The organism is Prosthecobacter fusiformis, assembly GCF_004364345.1.
GTDB lineage: Bacteria > Verrucomicrobiota > Verrucomicrobiia > Verrucomicrobiales > Verrucomicrobiaceae > Prosthecobacter > Prosthecobacter fusiformis.
The window spans coordinates 143,853-165,472 of record NZ_SOCA01000007.1; the positions used below are offsets into that span (position 1 = coordinate 143,853).

14 protein-coding genes and 1 pseudogene are annotated in these 21,620 nt (G+C 56.2%); 10 read left to right on the top strand and 5 right to left on the bottom strand.

The annotated features are described in order from the left end of the window. Positions 1–13: 13 nt before the first annotated feature. The 3 genes from EI77_RS16860 to EI77_RS16870 all read right to left on the bottom strand — a co-directional run bounded on the left by EI77_RS16860 (position 14) and on the right by EI77_RS16870 (position 4,374). Positions 14–2,152, bottom strand: a complete 2,139-nt coding sequence (locus tag EI77_RS16860; protein ID WP_133796470.1) for a BatA domain-containing protein — start codon at positions 2,150–2,152, stop codon at positions 14–16. 171 nt (positions 2,153–2,323) lie between these two features. Further along, complete coding sequence (locus tag EI77_RS16865; protein WP_133796471.1) at positions 2,324–3,220, bottom strand: DUF58 domain-containing protein; 897 nt, start codon at positions 3,218–3,220, stop codon at positions 2,324–2,326. Between the two features lie 152 nt (positions 3,221–3,372). Further along, positions 3,373–4,374, bottom strand: a complete 1,002-nt coding sequence (locus EI77_RS16870) for an AAA family ATPase (RefSeq protein WP_133796472.1) — start codon at positions 4,372–4,374, stop codon at positions 3,373–3,375. Positions 4,375–4,873: 499 nt separating this feature from the next. On the opposite strand from EI77_RS16870, the gene EI77_RS16875 reads away from it, so the two are divergent. Together EI77_RS16875 and EI77_RS16880 are read left to right on the top strand one after the other, a co-directional pair. Beyond that, the gene (locus EI77_RS16875) at positions 4,874–5,905 is read left to right on the top strand and encodes a hypothetical protein (protein ID WP_133796473.1); all 1,032 of its coding nucleotides are present in this window, start codon (positions 4,874–4,876) and stop codon (positions 5,903–5,905) included. Between the two features lie 39 nt (positions 5,906–5,944). Next, positions 5,945–10,771 carry a Kelch repeat-containing protein gene (locus EI77_RS16880; RefSeq protein WP_166647311.1) on the top strand — a complete coding sequence of 1,609 codons (4,827 nt, stop codon included), beginning with the start codon at positions 5,945–5,947 and terminating at the stop codon, positions 10,769–10,771. 124 nt (positions 10,772–10,895) lie between these two features. Here the strand turns inward: EI77_RS16880 and EI77_RS16885 are convergent, their stop codons facing one another. Both EI77_RS16885 and tmk read right to left on the bottom strand, forming a co-directional pair. Then, the gene (locus EI77_RS16885; RefSeq protein WP_133796475.1) at positions 10,896–11,891 is read right to left on the bottom strand and encodes a hypothetical protein; all 996 of its coding nucleotides are present in this window, start codon (positions 11,889–11,891) and stop codon (positions 10,896–10,898) included. Further along, the gene (gene tmk / locus EI77_RS16890; protein ID WP_208300390.1) at positions 11,881–12,540 is read right to left on the bottom strand and encodes a dTMP kinase; all 660 of its coding nucleotides are present in this window, start codon (positions 12,538–12,540) and stop codon (positions 11,881–11,883) included. The genes EI77_RS16885 and tmk overlap by 11 nt, the downstream gene beginning before the upstream one ends. Positions 12,541–12,633: 93 nt before the next feature. On the opposite strand from tmk, the gene hisI reads away from it, so the two are divergent. From hisI to rsgA, 8 genes and pseudogenes are all read left to right on the top strand, one after another. Further along, positions 12,634–13,056, top strand: a complete 423-nt coding sequence (hisI, locus tag EI77_RS16895) for a phosphoribosyl-AMP cyclohydrolase (protein WP_133796476.1) — start codon at positions 12,634–12,636, stop codon at positions 13,054–13,056. 240 nt (positions 13,057–13,296) lie between these two features. Continuing rightward, positions 13,297–14,202 carry a succinate--CoA ligase subunit alpha gene (gene sucD, locus EI77_RS16900; protein ID WP_133796477.1) on the top strand — a complete coding sequence of 302 codons (906 nt, stop codon included), beginning with the start codon at positions 13,297–13,299 and terminating at the stop codon, positions 14,200–14,202. 1,040 nt (positions 14,203–15,242) lie between these two features. Then, positions 15,243–15,686 (top strand): hypothetical protein, encoded by a 444-nt coding sequence (locus EI77_RS16910; RefSeq protein ID WP_133796478.1) that lies wholly within the window; start codon positions 15,243–15,245, stop codon positions 15,684–15,686. Next, a complete protein-coding gene (locus tag EI77_RS16915) occupies positions 15,676–16,065 on the top strand; it encodes a type II toxin-antitoxin system VapC family toxin (RefSeq protein WP_133796479.1) in 390 nt (129 codons plus the stop codon). Before EI77_RS16910 ends, EI77_RS16915 begins: the two co-directional genes overlap by 11 nt. Positions 16,066–16,092: 27 nt before the next feature. Beyond that, positions 16,093–17,002, top strand: a pseudogene (locus EI77_RS16920) (virulence RhuM family protein); the annotation flags it as partial. A 5-nt stretch (positions 17,003–17,007) separates the two neighbouring features. After that, positions 17,008–18,417 carry an ATP-binding protein gene (locus EI77_RS16925; protein ID WP_133796480.1) on the top strand — a complete coding sequence of 470 codons (1,410 nt, stop codon included), beginning with the start codon at positions 17,008–17,010 and terminating at the stop codon, positions 18,415–18,417. A gap of 12 nt (positions 18,418–18,429) precedes the next feature. After that, on the top strand, positions 18,430–20,271 hold the full coding sequence (locus tag EI77_RS16930; RefSeq protein WP_133796481.1) for a DUF262 domain-containing protein: 1,842 nt from the start codon (positions 18,430–18,432) through the stop codon (positions 20,269–20,271). Positions 20,272–20,466: 195 nt separating this feature from the next. Beyond that, a complete protein-coding gene (gene rsgA / locus EI77_RS16935; RefSeq protein ID WP_133796482.1) occupies positions 20,467–21,573 on the top strand; it encodes a ribosome small subunit-dependent GTPase A in 1,107 nt (368 codons plus the stop codon). The last annotated feature ends 47 nt before the right edge of the window (positions 21,574–21,620 follow it).

Sequence of the window (21,620 nt, forward strand, 5' to 3'; positions counted from 1 at the left end):
AGAATCCAAAAACTCAACCCCGCGCAATCCTCTGCTGCAGCAGTACCTCAAAAAACAGCAGCCCCAGCAATGCCAGTAAGAATGGCTGCCAAAGTTCACTTCCATGCCGCCTAGTGCGGTCCAGCTTCTGCCAGGCATCGAAGGACTCCACGAATGCCACATCATACCGGTCAGCAATCTTCTTCACCTGCTCCGCAGGTAGCGCCGCCAGATTGGATTCCGCCGCGTCCAGGTTGTAGGCCATGAGCTGCGTCTTGTTGCCCTGCGTCAATTTATAGATCCCCGGTGCCGTGATGGCAGGGGATTCCAGCAGCCCCTGCTCGCCCTCCGCTTTCACCTTCAGTTCCTGGATCTGTCCGGTCGGCCCTCGCAGCGCATACTCCTGGCCCACTCGGTCCTTCGGCAGCACTGCGCGCAGCGGTTTCCCCACCTCCGCCCAGGCTGTCACGGCGCTTTGCGTCGCCAGATAAGTCACCAGCCTCTGCATCATCGGCACAAAGAAAGGCTGGAGCGGCAGATTGCTCCACTCCGCATCCGCCGTTGTCGCCGCCAAGATCACGCGGCCTCGCTCATGCGCTTTCTCGATGAATAGCGGCGTCCCCCGGTCCAGTTGCAGCAGCGGCTGCGTATCCGCATTTTCAGGTGCATCAAATTCCAGCCAGCTTTGGAACTCCGCATCCTGCAAGCGCCCTCCGCGTGCATCATTGAAATAGACCATCGCTGGATGCGTCAGCCGTTGTTGCAGAACCCGCGCAGGCGAGGCCGTAGTGGTCGCCCTTTGCAGCCCCTTGATTTTCGTTGGCAATAGTCCTGCTCCATTTTTGTAAAACTCCCGGTTATACCAGTCCAGGTCACAATGCGGTCCCGCAAAGACAATCAGCCCGCCGCCCGCCTTCACAAACTTGTCCAGTTCCACTAGCTTGTTGCCTTGCAGTCGGTCCACATCCGCCATCACGATGATTTCCTTGCCCTTGTAATCATCATCCCGCAGCCGCCGTGAATCCACCTTCGTGATGCGGATCAGGTCCTTCAGCTCCGCCTGCGCAGAGAGATACGGCGTCAGCGCCAGCTCCAAAAAATCCGCAGCCCCGCCCAGCGGCTCCAGGCTCGGGTCCCCGTCCACCAGCAGCACATTCAGCTGGTTGCGCACCTGCACCACCGAGTAAAAAGCATTGTCATCCGGGAAGCTGTCCCCCTCCAGCCGCACTGCCAGGGAATGATCCCCCACCTCGCCAAAAGCATGCGTAAAGCTGATCACCGCCTCACCCTCCGGGGCCAGCGAAACGCGCGATGTCCTCAGCCGCGCCCCATCCGTCTCCAGATGCACCGCCACATCCTGCCACGCACGTTTTCCATGATTCCGAATCCTCACCCGCAGGCCGATGGGCTGCTCCTCCGCCACCACCAGGGCGGATAGCTCCGCACTCGCGATGCTCAAGTTCTCGGTCAGATCACTGGTTAGGCGGTAAAAGGTCACTTGTGGTTTCGGCTCCTGCTTCAGCAGCGTCTCCAGCGCAGGCAGGGCCGCCCCGTCCGCCGCGCTCTGCCAGTCACTCGCCTGGAAATCAGACAGGATCGCCAGCTCCCGCGCCCCGTTCGGTGCCTGGGAAAGCGCCGCCCCCGCCGCTTGCAGCGCATCATTCACCTTCACCGGCCCCGCCTGGTTCGTCGCATCCGCCAGTTGTTTGGGGATCACCTCCAGCATGCTGGTGGACTGATCCATCAGCCGCCTAGCCGTCCCACCGGCCAGCACCACCTGCGCATCAGATCCCTTCGGCTGCGCCTCCAGCACCTGCCCCACATCCGCCCGCGCCCGCTCCGCAGGGGATCCACCTGCCGACGGAGCCCGCATGGAAAAGGAATCATCCAGCATCATCACCAGTGATGTCTTGCCCAGGCCAAAGGAACGCAATGCCGTTAAAACTGGTCGCGCCAGGCACAGCGCCAGCACGATCGGTATGGCGATCCTCACCGCCAGCAGCAGCCACTGCTCGATGTTCAGCTTCCGTTTCCGCTGCTTCAGCATCTGCTGTAGCAAATGCATCGCCCCCCAACGCACCGTCTGCACCCGCCGTTTATTCAGCAGATGGATCAGCAGCGGCACCAGAAAAGCAGCCCCGCCAGCAAGGAGAAAGATGTTGAGGAAAGTCATGGGCAGGAAAGGGGATTTGGGAGCAGCGGCGCAAAGTGCTCAGTTCGCAGTGCGCAGTTCTCAGTCATTGCTGAAATCCCTCCAGTGGGAAGTGGAAAAAAGTGCCCAAGACTGAGCACTGAGCACTGAGCACTACTCCCCTTTGTCTCCCCCACCTTCTTAAGCTCTTCCTCATCCCCTCATCCTCAGTGAAAGATAGCTCCTCAGTGCCGCCGCGTGTGATTCATCCGTCGGCAGGCTCAGGTAGTCCACCTGGTGTTTGCGAAAGCCCTCCTTGAGCTTCTCTTGAAAGTCTTTCAGCACCTCCATGTATCGCAGCCGCACCGCCGCAGGATCCAGCAGCAGCACATCCTCCGCGTTCTCCAGGTTTTCAAAACGCGACCACTGGCCAAAGGGAAACTCCAACTCATCCCGGTCCCAGAGCTGCATCGCGATGACCTCATGCCCCTTTTTGCGCAGCACCCCGATGGCTTTCAAAATGGCGGCCGCATCATCAAAGAAATCGCTGATCAGGATCACCAGTCCCCGCCGCTTCAGCCGCTGCGCCAGCGATTCCAAAACCGGGGCTAGTGAAGTGTCCTTGCCGGGCTGCGTTTTGATCAGCGTCTCCAGCATGTAATGCAGGTGCGTGATGCGCGTCTGGTTCGGGATGAAATCGCGGATCTTCGTGTCAAAAGTCACCAGCCCCACTGCATCCTGTTGCGACATCAGCAGGTAGGCCATCGCCGCCGCCAGCTTGCGGGCATAGTCAAATTTCAGCACCCCCTTCTGCCCCCGGTAGTTCATGGAGCCGCTCGCATCCAGCACCAGCGTTGCCCGCAGATTCGTCTCCTCGTCAAACTCGCGGATGTAAAACCGGTCCGCCCTACCAAAAATCTTCCAGTCCAGCCGCCGGATATCATCCCCTTGCACATAAGGTCGATGCTGGCGGAACTCCACACTGAACCCCTTATGCGGTGAGGCATGCTGCCCCGTCGTGAATCCCTCCACCACCGTCCGCGCAAAGAGCTGCAAGCTCTGCAGACTCGTGATGTCTTCAGCTTCAAGGATGGAGGACAGTGTGGCCATTAAGTGTTTTTAGACAGGATTGCAGGATTGCCAGGATTCACAGGAGAAAACCTTGAGTCTGTTTTGACGCCAGTCCTGACAGCCAGTAAAAAATAAAAGCAGTTTCATGTGAATCCTGAAAATCCTGCAATCCTGTCTAAAATTCAGACTCTTTACAGCACCTTCCCCCCCGGCTTCTTCACCTTTGCGATCAGTTCCTTCACGATCATGTCCACCGTGATCCCCTCCGCTTCCGCGTGGAAGGTTGGCACCAGACGGTGTCGGAGTGCGGGCATCGCCAGCGCCTCGATGTCATCCGTCGTCACATGCGTCCGCCCGTGCAGCAGCGCCCGCACCTTGCCTGCCAGCACCAGCATTTGGCTCGCGCGCGGCCCGGCGCCCCAGCTTAGCATCTCCTTCACATAGGGCAGGGCATCTGGCTCATTCGGCCGCGTCGCCCGCACCAGGTCCAGGACGAAATCTGTCACATGATCCGGCACCGGCACCTTTCGGGCCAGCGCCTGCGCCGCTTGCAGTTCTTCCGCCGTGATCACCGCCTCGATCTCCTCCTGCACCCCGCCCGTCGTCCGCGCGATGACCTCCCGCTCCTCCTCCCGGCTCGGATAGTCCACCTTGATCAAGAACAAAAACCGGTCCTTCTGCGCCTCGGGCAGGGGATAGGTACCTTCCTGCTCGATGGGGTTCTGCGTCGCCAGTACAAAGAACGGCTTCGGTAATACATACGTTTCCTGGCCCACCGTCACACTCTTCTCCTGCATCGCCTCCAGCAGGGCCGCCTGTGTCTTCGGCGGCGTGCGGTTGATCTCATCCGCCAGGATGATCTGGGAGAAAATCGGCCCCTTTTGGAAAACCAGCTTCCGTCGCCCCGTCTCGGAGTCCTCCTGGATGATCTCCGTTCCTGTGATATCCGCAGGCATCAGGTCGGGGGTAAACTGGATGCGCCGGAACCCCAGGTGCATCGCATCCGCCAGGGATTTCACCAGCAGCGTCTTCGCCAGTCCTGGCACGCCTTCCAAAAGACTATGGCCCCCGGCTGCAATGGCGATGAACACCTGCTCGATCACCGCATCCTGTCCCACGATGCGCTTGCTCAGCGCAGATTTGAGCTTGTTGAAACCTGAGACAAAAGCGGCTGCGGCGGCGGTATCGGACATGGGGAAAAACTGGGGAAAATCAAGGTGACCTGGAGACACGAAATCATATCAGCTTTTCTTTCTGATTCGCGATAAACAAAACAAAAGGGGAGGCCCCCGCCTTTTCATCCGCCTCATCATTTAGTCAGCCCCGTATTCTATTCTCCTCAATCCCCTACCACCGAAGATCATCCGGAAAATCACGGCCATTCTAAGGCATTGAAAATCAACAGAATATCCTTCAAAAGGTCTTCGGCCCGTTATAAATTCCCAGTCTTTCCCGCCCCTGCTGGGACTCTTGGCCGCCTCCTTGATGGGGAGCTTTTCCCCGCAATCATAAAAAAATGACATTTAAGATGTAACAGATTCTCGTCAGCGGGGTGATATTACAGTGAGAAATGTCTTCAGTCTCTGCTGCTATTTCTGAAAAATATCCTCCACATCACCTCGGTAATGTGTTGAAATCAAACTGCTACACTCAAACGAGGTCCCCACTTTTTTCTTCATTTCGCGAACAATCATGAAACGTTTCTTTTGTTTAGCCGCCTCCTGTTTGCTCGCAGCCTCTGTTTATGCGGAAGTTTTGGTGACCACACCCGTCATGGGATTCGTCACCTTGAATGTGTTGCCAGGTACCAATTTCATCGGCTTTGCCTTGCTGCCAGCCATGGAACTTCAGGGCGTCGCAAACATTTCCCCACAGCGCACCAGCCTCTTCCTTCAGGGCAGCCAGATAGAGCTCGCCGAAAACCAGTTTAATGGCGGCACTCACGCTACCCATGCAGTGGAAATTGTCACGGCAAGCGGCAGCGTCGGCTTTACCACCGAAATCACCGGTACTCTGGCAGAGGATAATGAAATCACCCTGGCTTCCCCCATCCCCGCGAACGTCCAGGATGGAGCCACCGTCAAAATCTGGAAACTCTGGACCCTGGCGGATGTCTTCGGTGCCCCACCTGTCTCAGGTCTCACAGTCGGCCCAGAGCCAGCTCTGGCGGATGTGATCCAGATCCCCAATGGCTCCGGTTTTGATCAATACTTCTATGCCAACGGGGCAGGCAGCTATACCCAGGGCTGGAGACTGATCGGGGATGCAACAACGAATCAGGCCAAGGTTCCCCTCAAGCTCAACGGCGGCTTCGCCATTCGGGCAGGCACTTCAAAGTCCATCACCATCGTCGGCCAGGTGAAGCCCGGCCAGACGTTGGTCAACTTGCAGCCTGGGAATAACTTCGTCGCCAATCTCTGCCCCGTGAAGTTCGATGCTGCCGATGTGAATCCTGATCAAGTGGGCCGTAACCTCGGGAATTCCGGTCTCTCCACCGACCTCACCCCAGGGGTGCATTACCGCCAGGCAGACTTGGTTCTGATCTGGAATGGCACCGGCTATGACCAATACTACTATTCCAGCGGCGGCTTGGCCGGCCAGGGCTGGCGTCTCCTGGGCGGGGATAATTCGGACCGTTCCGCCGTCCCGCTGCCTGATGGGGCCTATGTTATTTTCCGGCGTGGTGATGCCACCAGCATCCAGCTTGATCTGGGTGAATTTTAAACCTGCCGCATCATCCGCCCCCCTTTGATTTTTATGAAGATGAAAAAGCTTTTTTCTCTGCTCGGCAGTTGCCTCCTGCTTTTGGGCAGCAGTCAGGCTGCCACTCTGAATATCTCCAACGTCAATGCTGATTTAGACGGCTATTACGGCGTTGCAGATGCCTCAGGCACCCTCATGACCCCGAGCGCTGGCTCAGCCATCATCGGGCGTATCGATGGGCTGACGGATGTCCAGGTCATCAATAAAGCAGCCGCCGGAAAAATCGCTGAGCTGGATGCCGCCTTCGAACCCTTTGGCAGTGCCTTCTCCATGGCCAACCGTGCGGACGGTGCCTTCGATGCAGATCCATCTCATGATACCTCGGCGGATACGAATCCCGGCTACGGCGGCAGTTCCATTTACGTCTGGTTTTACAAAGGCTCCAGCCGCCTGCTGGCCACGGAATACCTCCTGGTCAAACTGAATGCCGTCTTTCCGACGGATACCGGCGTGCCCGCAGCACCCATAGACGTCTCAGTCACTCCAGAAGGCGTGGCGACTGTGGTGGCAGGTGTTTTTGGAGTAGCCACCCATGATTATCAGGAAGGCAGCGGCCCCCTCGGGCTCTATCAGATGATCTCCACCTCCACCTCCATCAATGTGGCACCTATAGCTCACGATGGCGACCTCGCAGCTTATTCCGGTTATCCCAAGTCTGGAACCTTGTCCGCAGAAGATGAAAACACAGGGGATACCCTCACCTTTAGCCAAACGGGCGCTGATCCGCTATTGGGCACCGTCAGCATTCAGCCGAATGGCAGCTATACCTACACAGCCAATGCCATGGCTGAGGGGGAGGACACCTTCAGCTTCATCGCCAATGACGGCACCGCAGATTCCAATGTCGCCACAGTCACAGTTACCATCACCGTCCCACCTCCTAACCAGGTGCCCGTCGCCTACTCGGAAGTTTATTCTGGGAAAGTCGGCTCTCTGATCACGGGTCAAGTTTTCGCCTCTGATGACGATGACGACGATGAACTAACGTATTCGGTGGTGCAGCAGCCCGCCTCCGGCATCCTGCTTTCCTTCTCTCCATCCAGCGGCCAATTCCAATATCGTGCAAATCCAGGCTTTGCTGGCGTCGATTCATTCACCTTTAAAGTCAATGATGGCTGGGTGGACTCTGAAGTCGCCACGATTCAGATCATCATGCAGGACCCCATCCCATCTTGGGTTTGGATCGATGGTGACAATGCTGTTAAAAAGCCAGGGATTTACACGGGTGAACCTGCCGTTCTCAAGCCCGGTGCTCGCACAGATGCCACCACCGTGGATGCCGGCAATGGCATTTCCTATCACTTCGGTGGTCAGGGCTATGCAGAGACCACCAAGGTGGGGGCCCTCAATGACCTCTGGAAATATGATTCCAAAACGGGCCTGTGGACATGGTTGAGCGGCAGCAAGGCCGTCAACTCCCCAGGAGTCTATGAAGCCGTCGGTGATGTTTCACCCTCTCCTGGCGGACGCAGTGGCTCCCTCATGTGGCTGGATGACCAAAACAATCTGTGGGTCTTTGGCGGAGCCAGTACCACAGCCCTCCGCTTCAATGATCTTTGGAAATACAACATTGATACAAACGTCTGGACCTTCATCAGCGGCGGTCAGCTTCCCAATGCAAAAGGCAGCTATGTGGAGGCCGGGCTTCCTGATGCTGAAAACACTCCGGGTGCCCGCACTCTGGCCGCTGGTTGGCGGGACGCTTCAGGCCGTCTCTTTGTCTTCGGCGGTATCGGCTGGTCTGTCACTGGCACCAAGGCCGGTCTCCTGAATGACCTCTGGGTCTTTGATCCTGCCACGGAACAGTGGACCTGGCTCAATGGTGGCACGGGTATCGATGCCATCGGCGTTTACGGCGTGCTCGAAAATGCCAGCAGCGGCCAGACTCCTGGCGGACGCCAGGCAGCCACCACCTGGGTGGGGGACAGCGGTAATCTCTATCTTTTCGGCGGCAATGGCCGAGGGAATACCACCAAAGCTGGAAACTTGAATGACCTTTGGGAATACAGTTTCCTCTCCAATGAATGGAAATGGGTATCTGGTTCCCAGGCCGTCAATGCCGTGGGTGTTTATGGTGAGCAGGGCGTGGCTGCGGTTGGCAATGTTCCCGGTGCGCGTGCCGGTGCTGCCGGATGGGTGGCCGCTGATGGTGCTTTCTTCCTCTTTGGCGGTCAGGGCAGCGGATACTTCAATGACGTCTGGCGCTTTGATCCAGAAGAGCCGGAATGGATCTGGGTCAAAGGCCCGCGTACGGCCAATGGGGTTGCCTTTTATGGTGATCTGAATCAGCCTTCTCCTTCGGCCACACCGGGTGCCCGGCGCGGCTCTTCCGCCTTCACCGACGCTACCGGTAATCTGCTTCTTTTCGCCGGTGCTAACGGTGCCAACAGCAACAACGATGTCTGGTCTTTGGACATCCCGAATTTCCCTGTTGTCAATCTCCTGGCCGTCTCTGACATCACCTCCGATAGCGCCACTGTTGACGTTGAAATCAACCCCAATGGGTACGCCACCTCAGCCCGCTTGATGCTCATCAAGCTCACTAATGGCGAAGATGAAGAGACGATTGATTTGGGAGACCTGGGTGATGGCTCCAGTTTCCTGCCCCTTTCTGAGCAGCTTACCGGCCTCGAAGAAGGTTCTCGTTATGCCGTTATCGTGCAGGCTGAAAGCGTCATGGGGCGCGGACAAAGCATCGTCCGCCTCTTCACCACGCTGGGTACCCCGCCGCCAGTGGTCGCCAACTTTTCTGATTCGGAGTCTGAACCGGATGAAGGAACTGGCACTGTGAATGTGGAAGTTTCCCTCACCACTCCCGCCACCGCTCCTTTCACCTTGCCCTTCACCGTCAGCGGCACTGCCTCCAAAGGCACGACAGGAGATTTTGTCATTTCTCCAGTCTCGGAAGTGCTTAAGTTTGCAGTCGGCCAGAGCCATGCCTCCATCAGTGTTTCCATCATTGATGACTCGACGCTGGATGACGGTGAAACCGTCATCTTGACCCTGGGTGAACCCACAGATGAATCCGTGACCGTCGGTGACGGCGTTCATACGCTGTCCATTCGGGACAATGAGTCCATTCCGGCTTTCGTCAGCGCTCCAGGTCCCCGGCTTGTACCTCTCGGCAGTCGTGTTGTATTTGATGGCACAGTGACTGGCTCTTCCACCGTGGCTTATCAATGGCTCAAAACGAACAAGAACATTTCCAAAGCCACCCTCCCCACCTATACCCTGGCCAGTGCCAAACTGACCGACGCTGGCAGCTTTGAGATCCGTGCGGTCACGCCTCAGACTCCTTTAACTTCATCGTTTAATTTCGGTGTGGTGGATACCGCCGGGCGCACGGTTTTGCAGGCCGCAGGGACTGCCGTCCGCGCCAAGGTCCTCGCCGCAGGCACTGGCCTGACTTTCCAATGGTATAAAGGTAACGATCCCGTCCAGACCGGGGATACGCTCACCTTTGCATCCGCTACCGTGAATGATTCTGGAGACTATACCTGTGTGGTGTCCATGCCGGGGGCAACTCCCGTCACTACCGGAATTATTCGCGTTCATATTTACAATTCAGCCGTGACCATCCCCGCCATGCTCGTCGGCAATTACGTCGGTGTGGTGCCTGCCAATGAAGCCGCAGGTGCACCTCTCGGCGGCCGTTTGAATGTCACTGTCACCACCAAGGGTAGCTATACCGCTAAATTGATCCTGGGCACCACCACCCTCAGCGGCAGCGGCACCTTGTTCATCACCGGTGATGCCACCGCCGCGCAGGGCCAGTCCACCGCCGTCTTCCCCCGCAGCGGACTCGCCAGTATCACTGTTCGCTTCACTCTCAGCGGTAATGCCACCACGCCTCCCACCTTTCAGCTTGTGGGGACGCTCATTGATCCCGCCACCAATGGAACGGTCAACATCAATGGCTATCGCAATCCTTGGGTGGCTAAGCCAAAAGTGGGCAGCACCGACCTAGCTGCCACCGTTTACGAAGGCAGCTATACTTATGGCCTGGAACTGCCCGAAGATAAGCTGACCCTCATCAATATCCCGCAGGGTAATGGCTTCGGCTCACTCACCGTCACCACCGCAGGTATCGCCACCTATGCCGGGCGCACTGCAGACGGAGGTAAATTCACCGTCGCCACTATTGTCGGTCCCGGTGGTGAACTGCCATTCTATTCCGCCTTTACCCTCACCCAGGGTTACCTCCTCGGCGTCCCTGTTATCACTCCCACAACGATTACGGTGACGAATGATAGCAACGGCCTGGGCGGTACCCTCGCCTGGATGAAACGTCCTGCCGATGTGAAGTCCAAGGAGCTTGCCTACCGCGAAGGATTTGAAGAATTCAATCTCGACGTCGTCGGTGGCAAATGGCAGCCGCCAGGCAGTGGCGAAGTCATCGCTGGTCTTGGTGGCGATGACGGCAGCGCCAACGTGGATGGCAATACCGAGCTCATCTTCAGTGATGGCGGAGTGAATGAAGCGGGATTGGATTCCTTCATCTTCAGCATTCTAAACCTCAAGACGACGGGCACGACGCAGACGGTGAAAATCGTCAAGAACGATCCCAACTACCCGAATCCAAACACCGTCACCTTCAAGCTGATCGCCAAGCCCGTAGGCCACTTCTCCGGCACCTTCATCATACCCCATGCGACGAAGACCCTGGTCCGCACCGCCGCCTTCCAGGGCACCTTCATCCGCCTGACGGACGGCACCTTCACCAGTGGTGGCTTCTTTCTCCTCGCCCAGCTTCCTCAGCCAGGGCAGACCGTGAAGACCTCCCCGCAACTCAGCGGCTACGTCGGTATCGGCAAGCCAAAGCAGTAAACGCATCTTACTCCGCTTCATTGAACTTCCCTCTCCCCACGCGGGAGAGGTGATGGGCAGTGAAGCTCAGAGCTTTAGCCTGCCCAAATGCGGCCCTGTTTCCCCTTCGATACGCCGAGACGTCTCAACGTCCGAAGGCTTGGATAAACCCCACTTCCAGGGCCAGTCCCTCATTCACATTCGTGTGCAGGTGGGATTCCAGCTTGCGGAGGGTACGCAGGCGTTTGGTCGTCTCCCCCGGTTCCCAGCGCTGGGCTAGTGCAGCCGTCGCCTTGGCGTATTCCGGCAGGTCCAGATGCTCCGCCCCCACCTGCTGGCGGGCTACATCCCCCATCCAGGCCAGCAACAGATCCATCAGCCCATCGCGTTGTTGTAGATAGGTCGCCTCGATCTGGGCCGTCACCTGCTCCTCCCGCTGTTTCAGCCAAGTGCCATCCGTCGTTTGTTTATAGTGGTCCTGCTCCTTCTCGAAATCGTCTTCCTGCTCCTCCTTGATGTCCCCATGCAGGTCCTCCAGGATGCCTTGAAAATCCGCCTTTAGGCCCAGTGCGGCAGAGATGCTCCCGCCTTGTCCACTCGTCAGTTTCTCCAGCACCGCCAGCAGCTTTTGCTCATGCTCTGTAAACTTCCTTGCTCCGCCAGGAGGCAGCAGGGAAATCTCAATGACCCGTGAGCGGATCGTCGGCAGGAGCTGGCCGGGCTGGGAGGTTAGCAGCAAAAGCAGCGTGCGCGGTGGTGGCTCCTCCAGGGTCTTCAGGAAGGCGTTTTGGGCCTGCTCATTCATCCGCTCCGCATCCACGATGACCCCCAGCTTATACCCGCCAGGGCCTGTGGTGCGGTGGATCATGCGCTCCAGGTATCGAATCGTGCCCACATCATCCGCATCATCCCCCACCTTGATTCGGCGGGATTTGCTCTGCGGGCGCAGAATGATGGCCCCTTCCTGGGACCAGGCATCCAGGTTGTCATGCTGCGCCGCCGTGACCAGGCTCATCACCTGGGCGGCGAATCCCTCGCAGTCTGTGCCCCGCTGGCCGGTGATCAGATACGCATGGGCCAGCCTGCCCAGCTTCTGGGCGCGGGTGATCAGGGACAGGGCGTGGTCGGCTTTAAACGGCATGGCGGCGGGCTTGGATCAGCGTCCAGATTTCAGCGTGAATGGTCTCAGGGGGGCGGTCAGCATCCACCAGGGTCAGCCGCTGCGGCTCAGCCTCGGCGAGCTGGCGGTAACCCTGGCGCACTTTTTCGAAAAAGGCCAGCGGCTGGCTTTCCATCCGGTCCAGTTCCCGGCCCGTGGCGTGGATGCGCTGGTGCGCCGTCGCCGGGTCCATGTCCAGCACCAGCGTCAGCTCCGGCAGCGTGCCGCCGGTGGCAAAGGCATTGATGGCCCGCACGCTCTCCAGCGGCAGCCCCCGGGCCATGCCCTGGTAAACCGTGGTCGAGTCCAGAAACCGGTCCAGGATCACAAAAGCCCCCTCCTCCAGCAGTGGCCGGATTTTTTCCCTGACGATCTGCGCCCGGCTCGCCGCAAAGAGCAGCAACTCAGCCTCCGGCGTCATGCCTTCCCCCGCCTTGGCATGCTGCAGCAGGTGGCGGATTTCCTCGCCCACCTGGGTGCCTCCAGGCTCCCTCAGCACCTCAACACTGCACCCGCCCGCCTCCAGCCGGGCCTTCAGCAGGCGGATCTGCGTGGACTTCCCACAACCTTCGGATCCCTCAAAGGAGAGGAAGAAACCAGGCAGGGGAAACTGGGGGGCGGCATTCGTCATTTCGGATTCTCATTTCCTAGCGTGAGCCAGCAGGAAGTCGAACAAAAGCATTTTTGGTTTTCGATTTGTGACGTATCTTTCCTGCCCCCCTCGATGACTTCCACCACCCCCTATCAATTTGGTCCCCGTGACTCCAAACAGGCCATTGAAGAAGGCCTCGTCTTTGCACCCAAATTTGATGAGCATGGCCTCATCGCCGCCATGGCCGTGGATGCCCATACCGATGAAGCCCTGATGCTGGCCTACATGAACGAGGAATCCCTGCGCATGACGCTGGAGCTCGGTCAGGCCGTGTATTGGAGCCGCAGCCGCAAGCAGCTTTGGCATAAAGGTGCCACCAGTGGCGAATTCCAGGAAGTCGTCGATATCCGCACGGATTGCGACCAGGACGCCATCGTCCTCCGCGTCATCCAGCACGGCGGCGGCTGCTGCCACACCAAGCGTAACAACTGCTTCTATCGCAAACTCGTCGCCCCTAAAACCGGTGGCCTCGTGAAACTGGCCCTGGTGGAGTAACCGGCGGATGGCCGGTAGAGGCTGCCTTTTTGCGGACGGTGACTGAGGTAGAAGCCAGCTCAAATCTGCCGAAAATGAATGAATGGGGTGGTCAATGTCCATGCTCTGCTCCCTGGATGGCATCGTTCGAGTCAAAAAAGGTGGAGATTTTATTCTGGACCTCTCCTTGACGGTGGGTGACGAGTTTCTATGATGACGTGCCCAAGTTTTTGGGCATCCAGATTTACGCCCCTCCATATCATGGCCATCCTCGTTGACACAAACACTCGCATTCTCGTCCAAGGCATCACCGGGGACTTTGGTTCCCGTCACGCCCGGGCTTCTCTCGATTACGGCACTCAGCTGGTGGCCGGTGTGACCCCTGGAAAAGGTGGCCAGTCGTTTGACCACGGCAGCTACAAGGTGCCTGTGTTTGACACCGTCTCCGAAGCCGCGAAGGAAACAGGCGCGACCGTCAGCGTCATCTTCGTTCCACCTCCCTTCGCTGCGGATGCCATCCTGGAAGGCGTGGACGCTGGCCTGGACCTTGTCGTCGCCATCACCGAAGGCATTCCGGTCAATGACATGATCCGTGTGAAGTCCGCCATGAAAGGCAGCAAGACCCGCCTCATCGGTCCAAACTGCCCCGGCCTGGTCACTCCCGGCCTGGGTGAAAAATCCCACGGTGGCTGCCGCATCGGCATCGCCCCGGGTTACATCCACAAGCGCGGCAGCGTCGGCGTGGTCAGCCGCTCCGGCACCCTCACGTATGAAGCCGTCTGGCAGCTCACCACCCGTGGTTATGGCCAGAGCACTTGCGTCGGCATCGGCGGGGACCCGGTCAATGGTACCAACCACCTGGACATCCTGAAGATGTTCAATGAAGATCCTGAGACCGAAGCCATCATCATGATTGGCGAAATCGGCGGCAATGCCGAAGTGGAAGCCGGTCTCTGGGCCAAGGACCACTGCAAGAAACCCATCGCTGCCTTCATCGCCGGTGCTACGGCTCCTCCAGGACGCCGCATGGGCCACGCCGGTGCCATCATCGGCGGTGCCGATGACACCGCCGAAGCCAAGAAGCGCATCCTGGCCGAGTGCGGCATCTCCGTCGCCGATTCCCCTGCGGATATGGCCGCTGCCTTGCTGAAAGTCTGGGGCAAATAAGCCCTGGTGGTGAGTCCGTCTCATCGTGTCATTTCCGGCGCATCCTGTGAAAACAGGGTGCGCCTTTTTTCTGCCTGCCGCTTCTCCCAATCCCCACCTCCTGGCGGAGGCGGCTACATGTGGCTGCCCGCACCAGCGGGTGGGAGGATGCTCTGGTGCTGTCGAGGTTCCCAAACCCCACCTCCTGGCGGAAGCGGCTACATGTGACTGCCCGCACCAGCGGGTGGGCGAATGCTCTAGTGCAGTCGTGGTTCCCAAACCCCACCTCCTGGCGGAGGCGGCTACATGTGGCTGCCCGCACCAGCGGGTGGGCGAATGCTCTGGTGCTGTCGAGGTTCCCAACCCCCACCTCCTGGCGGAGGCAGCTACATGTGGCTGCCCGCACCAGCGGGTGGGCGGATGCTCTGGTGCAGTCGAGGCTCCCAAACCCCACCTCCTGGCGGAGGCGGCTACATGTGGCTGCCCGCACCAGCGGGTGGGCGAATGCTCTGGTGCTGTCGAGGTTCCCAAACCCCACCTCCTGGCGGAGGCGGCAACGGGATGTGTGGGGATGGGGTAGATTTTTGTTTTTTCCCCATCGGGGGATTTTGGGGTGTATGGAATTGAGGGTGAATGGTTTATGCATGGGGATCGGTTTCCCCATCGTTCCCCAAACCCTCCCCATGGGGAAATCTGGGGATGCCATCCCCGGCGCTGACCGGGCCTCGGTCTGGAGTCGTTGTCAGTAAAACAGGGCACGCGGCCAATGTCGCCCCGCCTCCGTTTCCCCTGCAAGGACCTGGCACCCGGACTTGGGCTAAGTGGGGAATTTTGTTTGGAGGCAACAATCCGGAAATTCCGGTGAGTTGGAATAAAGGTCTGGGCGGGGGAACGCGAGCCAACGCGATACGGGAAGCGGGTAGAAAGATGGGGGTAGAAAGATTTCTGGATTTGGGATTGGTGTTGGTGGCAACGGTTCGGTATTTCCGAATGGTTCGGGATGGGGCGCGTGCGGCGGACGGGGATTGACGGGTTTCCTGGCTGCCTTTATGATGATGGCTGTGAGCACTCGACAAATCAGCCTGAGCGACTTCGCTGCGCATTGTCTGGATGAAATTGAATCCATCCAGGGAGGAGAGACTGTGATCGAGATCCTGAGCCAGGGGAAAGTCGTGGCAGTGCTGAATCCTGCTCCGCAGGAAACGCATGGAGGGAGTCTGGGCGATTGGATCGGATCAGGAGCGGGGACGGTCAGTGGAATGGACTGTCTGAATGAGCCAACATTTCAAGATGCCGATGAGTCTGGGCCTGATGACTTTTGGCATCCGCTGTCAGCGCAGGAGCAGGCCGGGCAACAGCAAACGCCGGTGGTGCATACCCCGGAGGAGCTGCTGGGGGATGGGACGGAGGAGGAATGGGCCGGTTTTGAAGAGGCCCTGGAGGTGTGGCGTTCTGACCAGATGATCCATCCACTCATAGGCAGCCCGGTTTCTTTTGCTGCTTGATACGAACATCGTCAGCTACCTTTTCAAGAGGGACAGCCGGGCCGAGGCCTACCTGCCGCATTTTCAAGGTCAGCGGCTCCACCTGTCCTTTATGACCGTAGCGGAAATCTATCGCTGGCCGTTTGAGAGAAACTGGTCTGAGCCACGAAAGCAGGCCTTGGAGCTTTTCCTGCGCAGCCACTTCACCGTGCTTCGCTTTGACAACGACCTAGCCTGGACCTGGGCGGAACTTGTCGGCCAAAAGATGCGCGGCCAGCCCATGTCCGTGGCCGATTCTTGGATCGCCGCCACTGCTCTGCAACATCAGATGCCCTTGGTGACCCACAACGCCCGTCATTTTTTTGGAGTTCCGGGCCTCACGGTTATTACCGAGGCTTAAATCCTCTGAGGATGTGAAGGAGACGCTACAGCTCAAAGTGGGGAAAGGACCATTGAGGCGAGATATGAGGATGGCACGGTTTGGCTCACTCAGAAGCTCATTGCCCAGCTCTTCGATGTCAGCGTTAAGACCATTAGCGAGCATCTCCAAAACATCTTTGTCAGCGGCGAACTCTCCGAAAAGTCAGTTGTCCGGAAATTCCGGATAACTTGCCGCCGACGGCAAGAATTACGACACTCAACACTACAATCTGGACGCCATCATCTCCGTTGGTTACCGGGTGAGCTCCGTTCGTGCCACCCAGTTCCGCCAGTGGGCGACGGGCATCTTGATGGACTTCGCCATTCGGGGTTATGTTCTGGACCGGAAGCGCATGGAGAATGGCAGTTTTCTTGGGGAGGATTACTATGAGCATCTGTTGGAGGAGATCCACGAGATCCGCCTGAGCGAGCGGCGCTTTTATCAAAAGGTCACGGACCTTTACGCAACGAGTGTGGACTACAATGCAGAGGCCCCCACCACCCTTGGGTTTTTTGCCAAGGTGCAAAACAAGCTCCATTTCGCCATTCATGGCCATACCGCTGCGGAGTTGATCGTCGAGCGTGCCGACAGCCAGAGACCGCACATGGGCCTCACCAGTTGGGAAAACGCCCTGCAGGGAAAAGTCCTGAAGTCAGATGTGATCATCGCCAAGAACTACCTCGCCCAAGAGGAACTGGAATCCCTGGGCCGCATCGTCAATACCTACCTGGAACTTGCCGAGGATCGCGCCCGCCGTCGCATTCCCATGACCATGGAGGACTGGGCCAAGCGGCTGGATGCCTTCCTGGAGTTCAATAGTACTTGCCAAACTGAAAGCAAAACGCTTTATGGAACAGCTTTAGATGGAAGTCTTAGCTTGTCAGCTAAGCTCGATCAATTAAAGCTTTTAACCTAAAAGTCATGCTTTCCACTTCAAAAAAACTCATTGGTCGAGATAGCGAACTTGATCTATTGAAGTCTGCAATTAGTAGATTTGCAGCGGCTACAGCATCGAAAGCAGGACTGGAAATCATTAGTATTTCTGGGGCTGGCGGTGTTGGTAAGACATACTTGCTAGATACAGTACTTGATGAGACTCAGGCGGCCCTCAAACAAGCGCTCATTCTCAAAATTGATGCCTCCAGTGAGCATTTGCTCAAAGAGTTTACTTTGATCTTTGACCAGATGTTTGCGCCTACCGAACTGCCTCCTCCAGCGAAATCGAAACACGATTACTTTCCTACCACAAGGTCGTTGATCCGAAGACAGCATGAATTGATAGGCATGGTGGAGTCTGAAATTTCCAACAACAAGAATCTCAGCGATCAATGCAAAACCATGGCCAAGGCGTTATATAGGCTGAGTCCTGCCATCAAGTATCTGCCCAAGATCGGACCTGCGGCAGCCATGGCTCTCAAAGGCTTGGAGACGATCAAGGCTGAAGATTATATTGAACCTGCACTTGATGTTTTATCTAGTTTGCAGGCACTAAAGGATGAAACTGGCTTTTTCTCTTTTCCCTTAACCAAGACTCGGCTGGCTTCGCTGCGTCATAGCCCTTACGAAGCCATAAGTGAAGCTTATCTTTCTGATCTTTCCGCCATGTTGCAGAGCTATCAACGCCAAGACTGGTTTCGTTTTATGCATAGTGCGATAGAGGGTGTGAACCGGCTCTTCCTAATTGTGGATGATTTCGAAGCAGTAGGGCGTGTCCTCGGTACCTTTCTTGTGGAGAGCCTTTTACCAAGGCTCAAGAATGCTTCATTCTCTACACTGGTTATCTTTCTTGGCCGCGACAGCGTGTACGACGCCAACAAGGACTTTGCCCATCACCTCGCAGGCAACATCGGGGGGCTGATCAAACTGGAACCCTTTTCTTTCGTTGAAGGAGTAAAGTATCTAACTGATTCGGGTTATTCCTCAAGGGAAGCCGCTGAATGGTATCAAAAATCTCATGGGCTGCCATTTATTTTGCGCTTGCTTGTGGAGAATCGTACTGACGCTGATAAGCAATCTGCACTTTTTTATAAAAGATTTTATGAACGAACCACTCGCTGGATGTCACTTGAAGAACGCAAATGGTTGACACCCATCTGCTATTTGGACAATGTGAATGAGGGCACTATTAAAGCGCTGCTTCCTCAACAAGACGCTTCACGGATCATTGCATGGTTTGAAAGTGAGGCTTCAGTACGCGATGTGAACTCCCCTGTGTTTACCGTCACTCCTTATATTCGTCACATGCTCCTTGAGTATAATCGCCGCAAAGTCGGAGATCCTGAGCACATAAACCTAGCCAGGATTGCTCAAAAAGCTATGCGGGAAGCTTAATATATATTGATTATGGCTAAAATTGAGAACCATAAATACACTATTGAAGAGGCGTTTCGAGAATGCTTTTACATCATTCCTGACTATCAGCGCGAATACGTATGGACAGATAAAGAAGTGCAGCAATTGCTGGCGGATATCGATGAACAAATTGGGGGAGACAACACACGTGAATACTTTATTGGCACCGTATTGGTTTCTCCGGTCGGGGGGCAAAGGCAGCACTTTGAGGTAATCGATGGACAGCAGCGGTTGACCACATTTTTTCTTCTTCTCTGCGCCCTCAAACATTGTTTTGAGGGAGAAGTGCAATCACAGGCAATCGGCGGACTCATCACCACAAGTTACATTTCTGCAGATGGAGAAAACCAAGTCCGTCTCAAATTAGAGCCGCGCTATGAAAATGCTGGCGAGGTCATGACCAGGATAGTTGATATAGCCAGTGATCCTGAAAAAACTCGTGCTGGTATACAAGCGGCTGGAATAAAAAGTTTTGGGTCCTTGGAACGCCTTCTAAGCGCCTATGGCACGATCTATCGTTACCTGCAGAGCAATTATCAGGATCCCAAAACGCTGAAGCGCTATTTCGGTTATTTGGCCAACAATGTAATCTTCTTTCAGATATCCACTGATGTGAGCAGTGCGCTAAAGATCTTTGAGACGATCAATGAACGTGGTGTGGGGCTGAATCCGATGGATTTGCTGAAGAATTTACTTTTCACCCAAGTGCTGAAAGATGATTTTACTAAACTCAAAGGTGAGTGGGAAAAGGTAACAAAGCCGCTGGCCAAAGTAGGGGAGAAACCGCTGCGTTTCTTGCGTTATTTCCTCATGGCGAGCTATAGGATTGAAAATGCACGCAGAGATGGAGTAGTGCGTGAAGATGAGATTTATGACTGGTTCGTGAAAAAGGAGAACGAAGTCCTTTGTAACTACAAGGCGGCACCGTTTGCCTTCGTGCGAAAAATCATTATTAGTGTAGAATGCTACGTGAACTTTACGCAGCAGCGTGATAATAATGGCAATGCTAATGTGGCCATGAACAATCTGGCTCAATTGACAGGAGGAGCCTTCAGTTTGCACTATGTACTGCTGTTGGCTGTGAGTCCCTTACCCCCAGCATTATTTGATCATTTTGTAAAGCAGTTGGAAAGTTTTCTATTTTACTTTATATTCACCAAAAGCCCGACAAAAGAACTGGAGCGAAGTTTCTCAATCTGGGCTGATGAGTTGCGTTTCGTTTGTGAGATTGCTGATCAAGCACTGCAGCGTGAGCAATTGAATATCTTTCTAATGAATCGATTTCAAGCAGGAATGAAGGCGAAAGAGCCTGAACTCAGCGACGGAATAAAACGATATAATTTTGAATCGATGCAACAGTACCGAACGCGGTATCTACTACGGAAACTGGCCCAGCATGTGGATATGGCTTTCCGAGGTATCAAGGTTGCAGGATCTTTAGATGAGTATAGAGGCCTGGAGATCGAGCACATCCTGCCCAACACACCGACAGCGGATCTGCTAGCCGACTTTAAAAGGAAAAATCCAGGGCGGGACTATAATCAAGAGAAGCTTCGTTTGGGAAATTTGACCCTTCTAGAAAAGCCGCTAAATATTATCGCAGGAAACAATTTCTTTGAACTAAAGAAGCCTAAATACACCGCATGTGGAAGTTACCTGACGAGAAGCCTCGTAAAGCTGGAGGAATGTGGGAATAATACCTCCATTACGCGCATTAATACCAAGCTCGTAGCGTTCGACGAATGGACTGCTGAGACCATCGATCTAAGGCAGGCTATTCTCATAGCACTTGTGAAAGAAATATGGTCGATTAGTCCAATTGATGTTCAGTGAAACGCTTAATCGCAATTAGCGCTGATTTAATGGCGTTTCAGATTAAAGCGACATTTAACGGATGTAGTTCCCCAATTATAGATTCAAGAGTTTTCTCTTTTGTGTCCCCTGTTCGCTGTGCGCAAGACTCGTAAATCGAGTTGTTTCTGCCGCATCCTTGATTTGTTCTTTGGGGTTGTTGGGGTATTTTGGGGGATGACGTTGAGTGATCTTGGATGGAATGCGGTTTTTGAGGAGGCGTTTGGCCCGTTTTATAAGGCGGGCTGGGTGCCGGCGCGGTTGACGCGGGATAACAAGATCACGTATGGGGCGCTGACGGGCGATGGGGATGAGTATGAGGCGGTGATGTGTGGGAAGGTTTACCACGATGCGGAGACGGATGCGGAGCTGCCGGCGGTGGGGGACTGGGTGGCGCTGGAGGTGGGCGGGGAGGATGCGGAGCATGTGATCCGCGCGCGGCTGCCGCGGCAGACGTGTCTTTCCCGCAAGATGGCGGGGAAGAGTACGGAGGAGCAGGTGATCGCCGCGAATGTGGATGTGGTGGTGGTGGTGACGGATGCGGGGACGGACTTTAGCCTGCGGCGGATGGAGCGGTACTTTACGATCATCGCCCGCAGTGGGGCGAAGGCGGTGGTGCTGGTGAACAAGAGCGACCTTTATGAGAAGGAGGACAATGAGGCGGCGGCGGAGGAGATCCGTGCGCTGAATCCGGCGGCGGATGTGCACATCACGTGTGCGACGAAGAAGCGGAGCCTGGCGGTGCTGCGTCAATATTTGACGAAGGGGCGGACGGTGACGTTGATCGGGTCCAGCGGGGTGGGGAAGTCGTCGGTGCTGAATCAGCTCCTGGGGGATGAGTACCAGTGGGTGGATGAGGTGAATGAGCTGACGGGGAAGGGGCGGCATACGACGACGGCGCGGGAGCTGATCATCCTGCCGAAGGGGGGCGTGCTGATCGATAATCCGGGCATCAAGGAGGTGCAGATGTGGACGAATGAGGTGATCCTGCGCGAGGGGTTTGCGGATATTGAGGCGCTGTCGCTGCAATGCCAGTTTGGGGACTGCAAGCATGGGAAGGACAAGGGGTGTGCGATCCGTGCGGCGATGGAGGCGGGGGAGCTGGATGCGGGGCGGATGGAGGGCTTTTTGAAGCTGGATGAGGAGATCGAGAAGCTGCGGCGGAGCCAGAAGAAGCGGCAGATGACGGTGGAGCGGAGATCGAAGCGGGAACTGCAGGCGCGGGTGCGGGTGTATGAGAAGCGGCGGGACCCGGATCATGAGCTGGAGCCGCGGGAGCGGTGAGGGGCGGATTTTTTGGACAGGATTAGCAGGATTTACAGGATTTACAG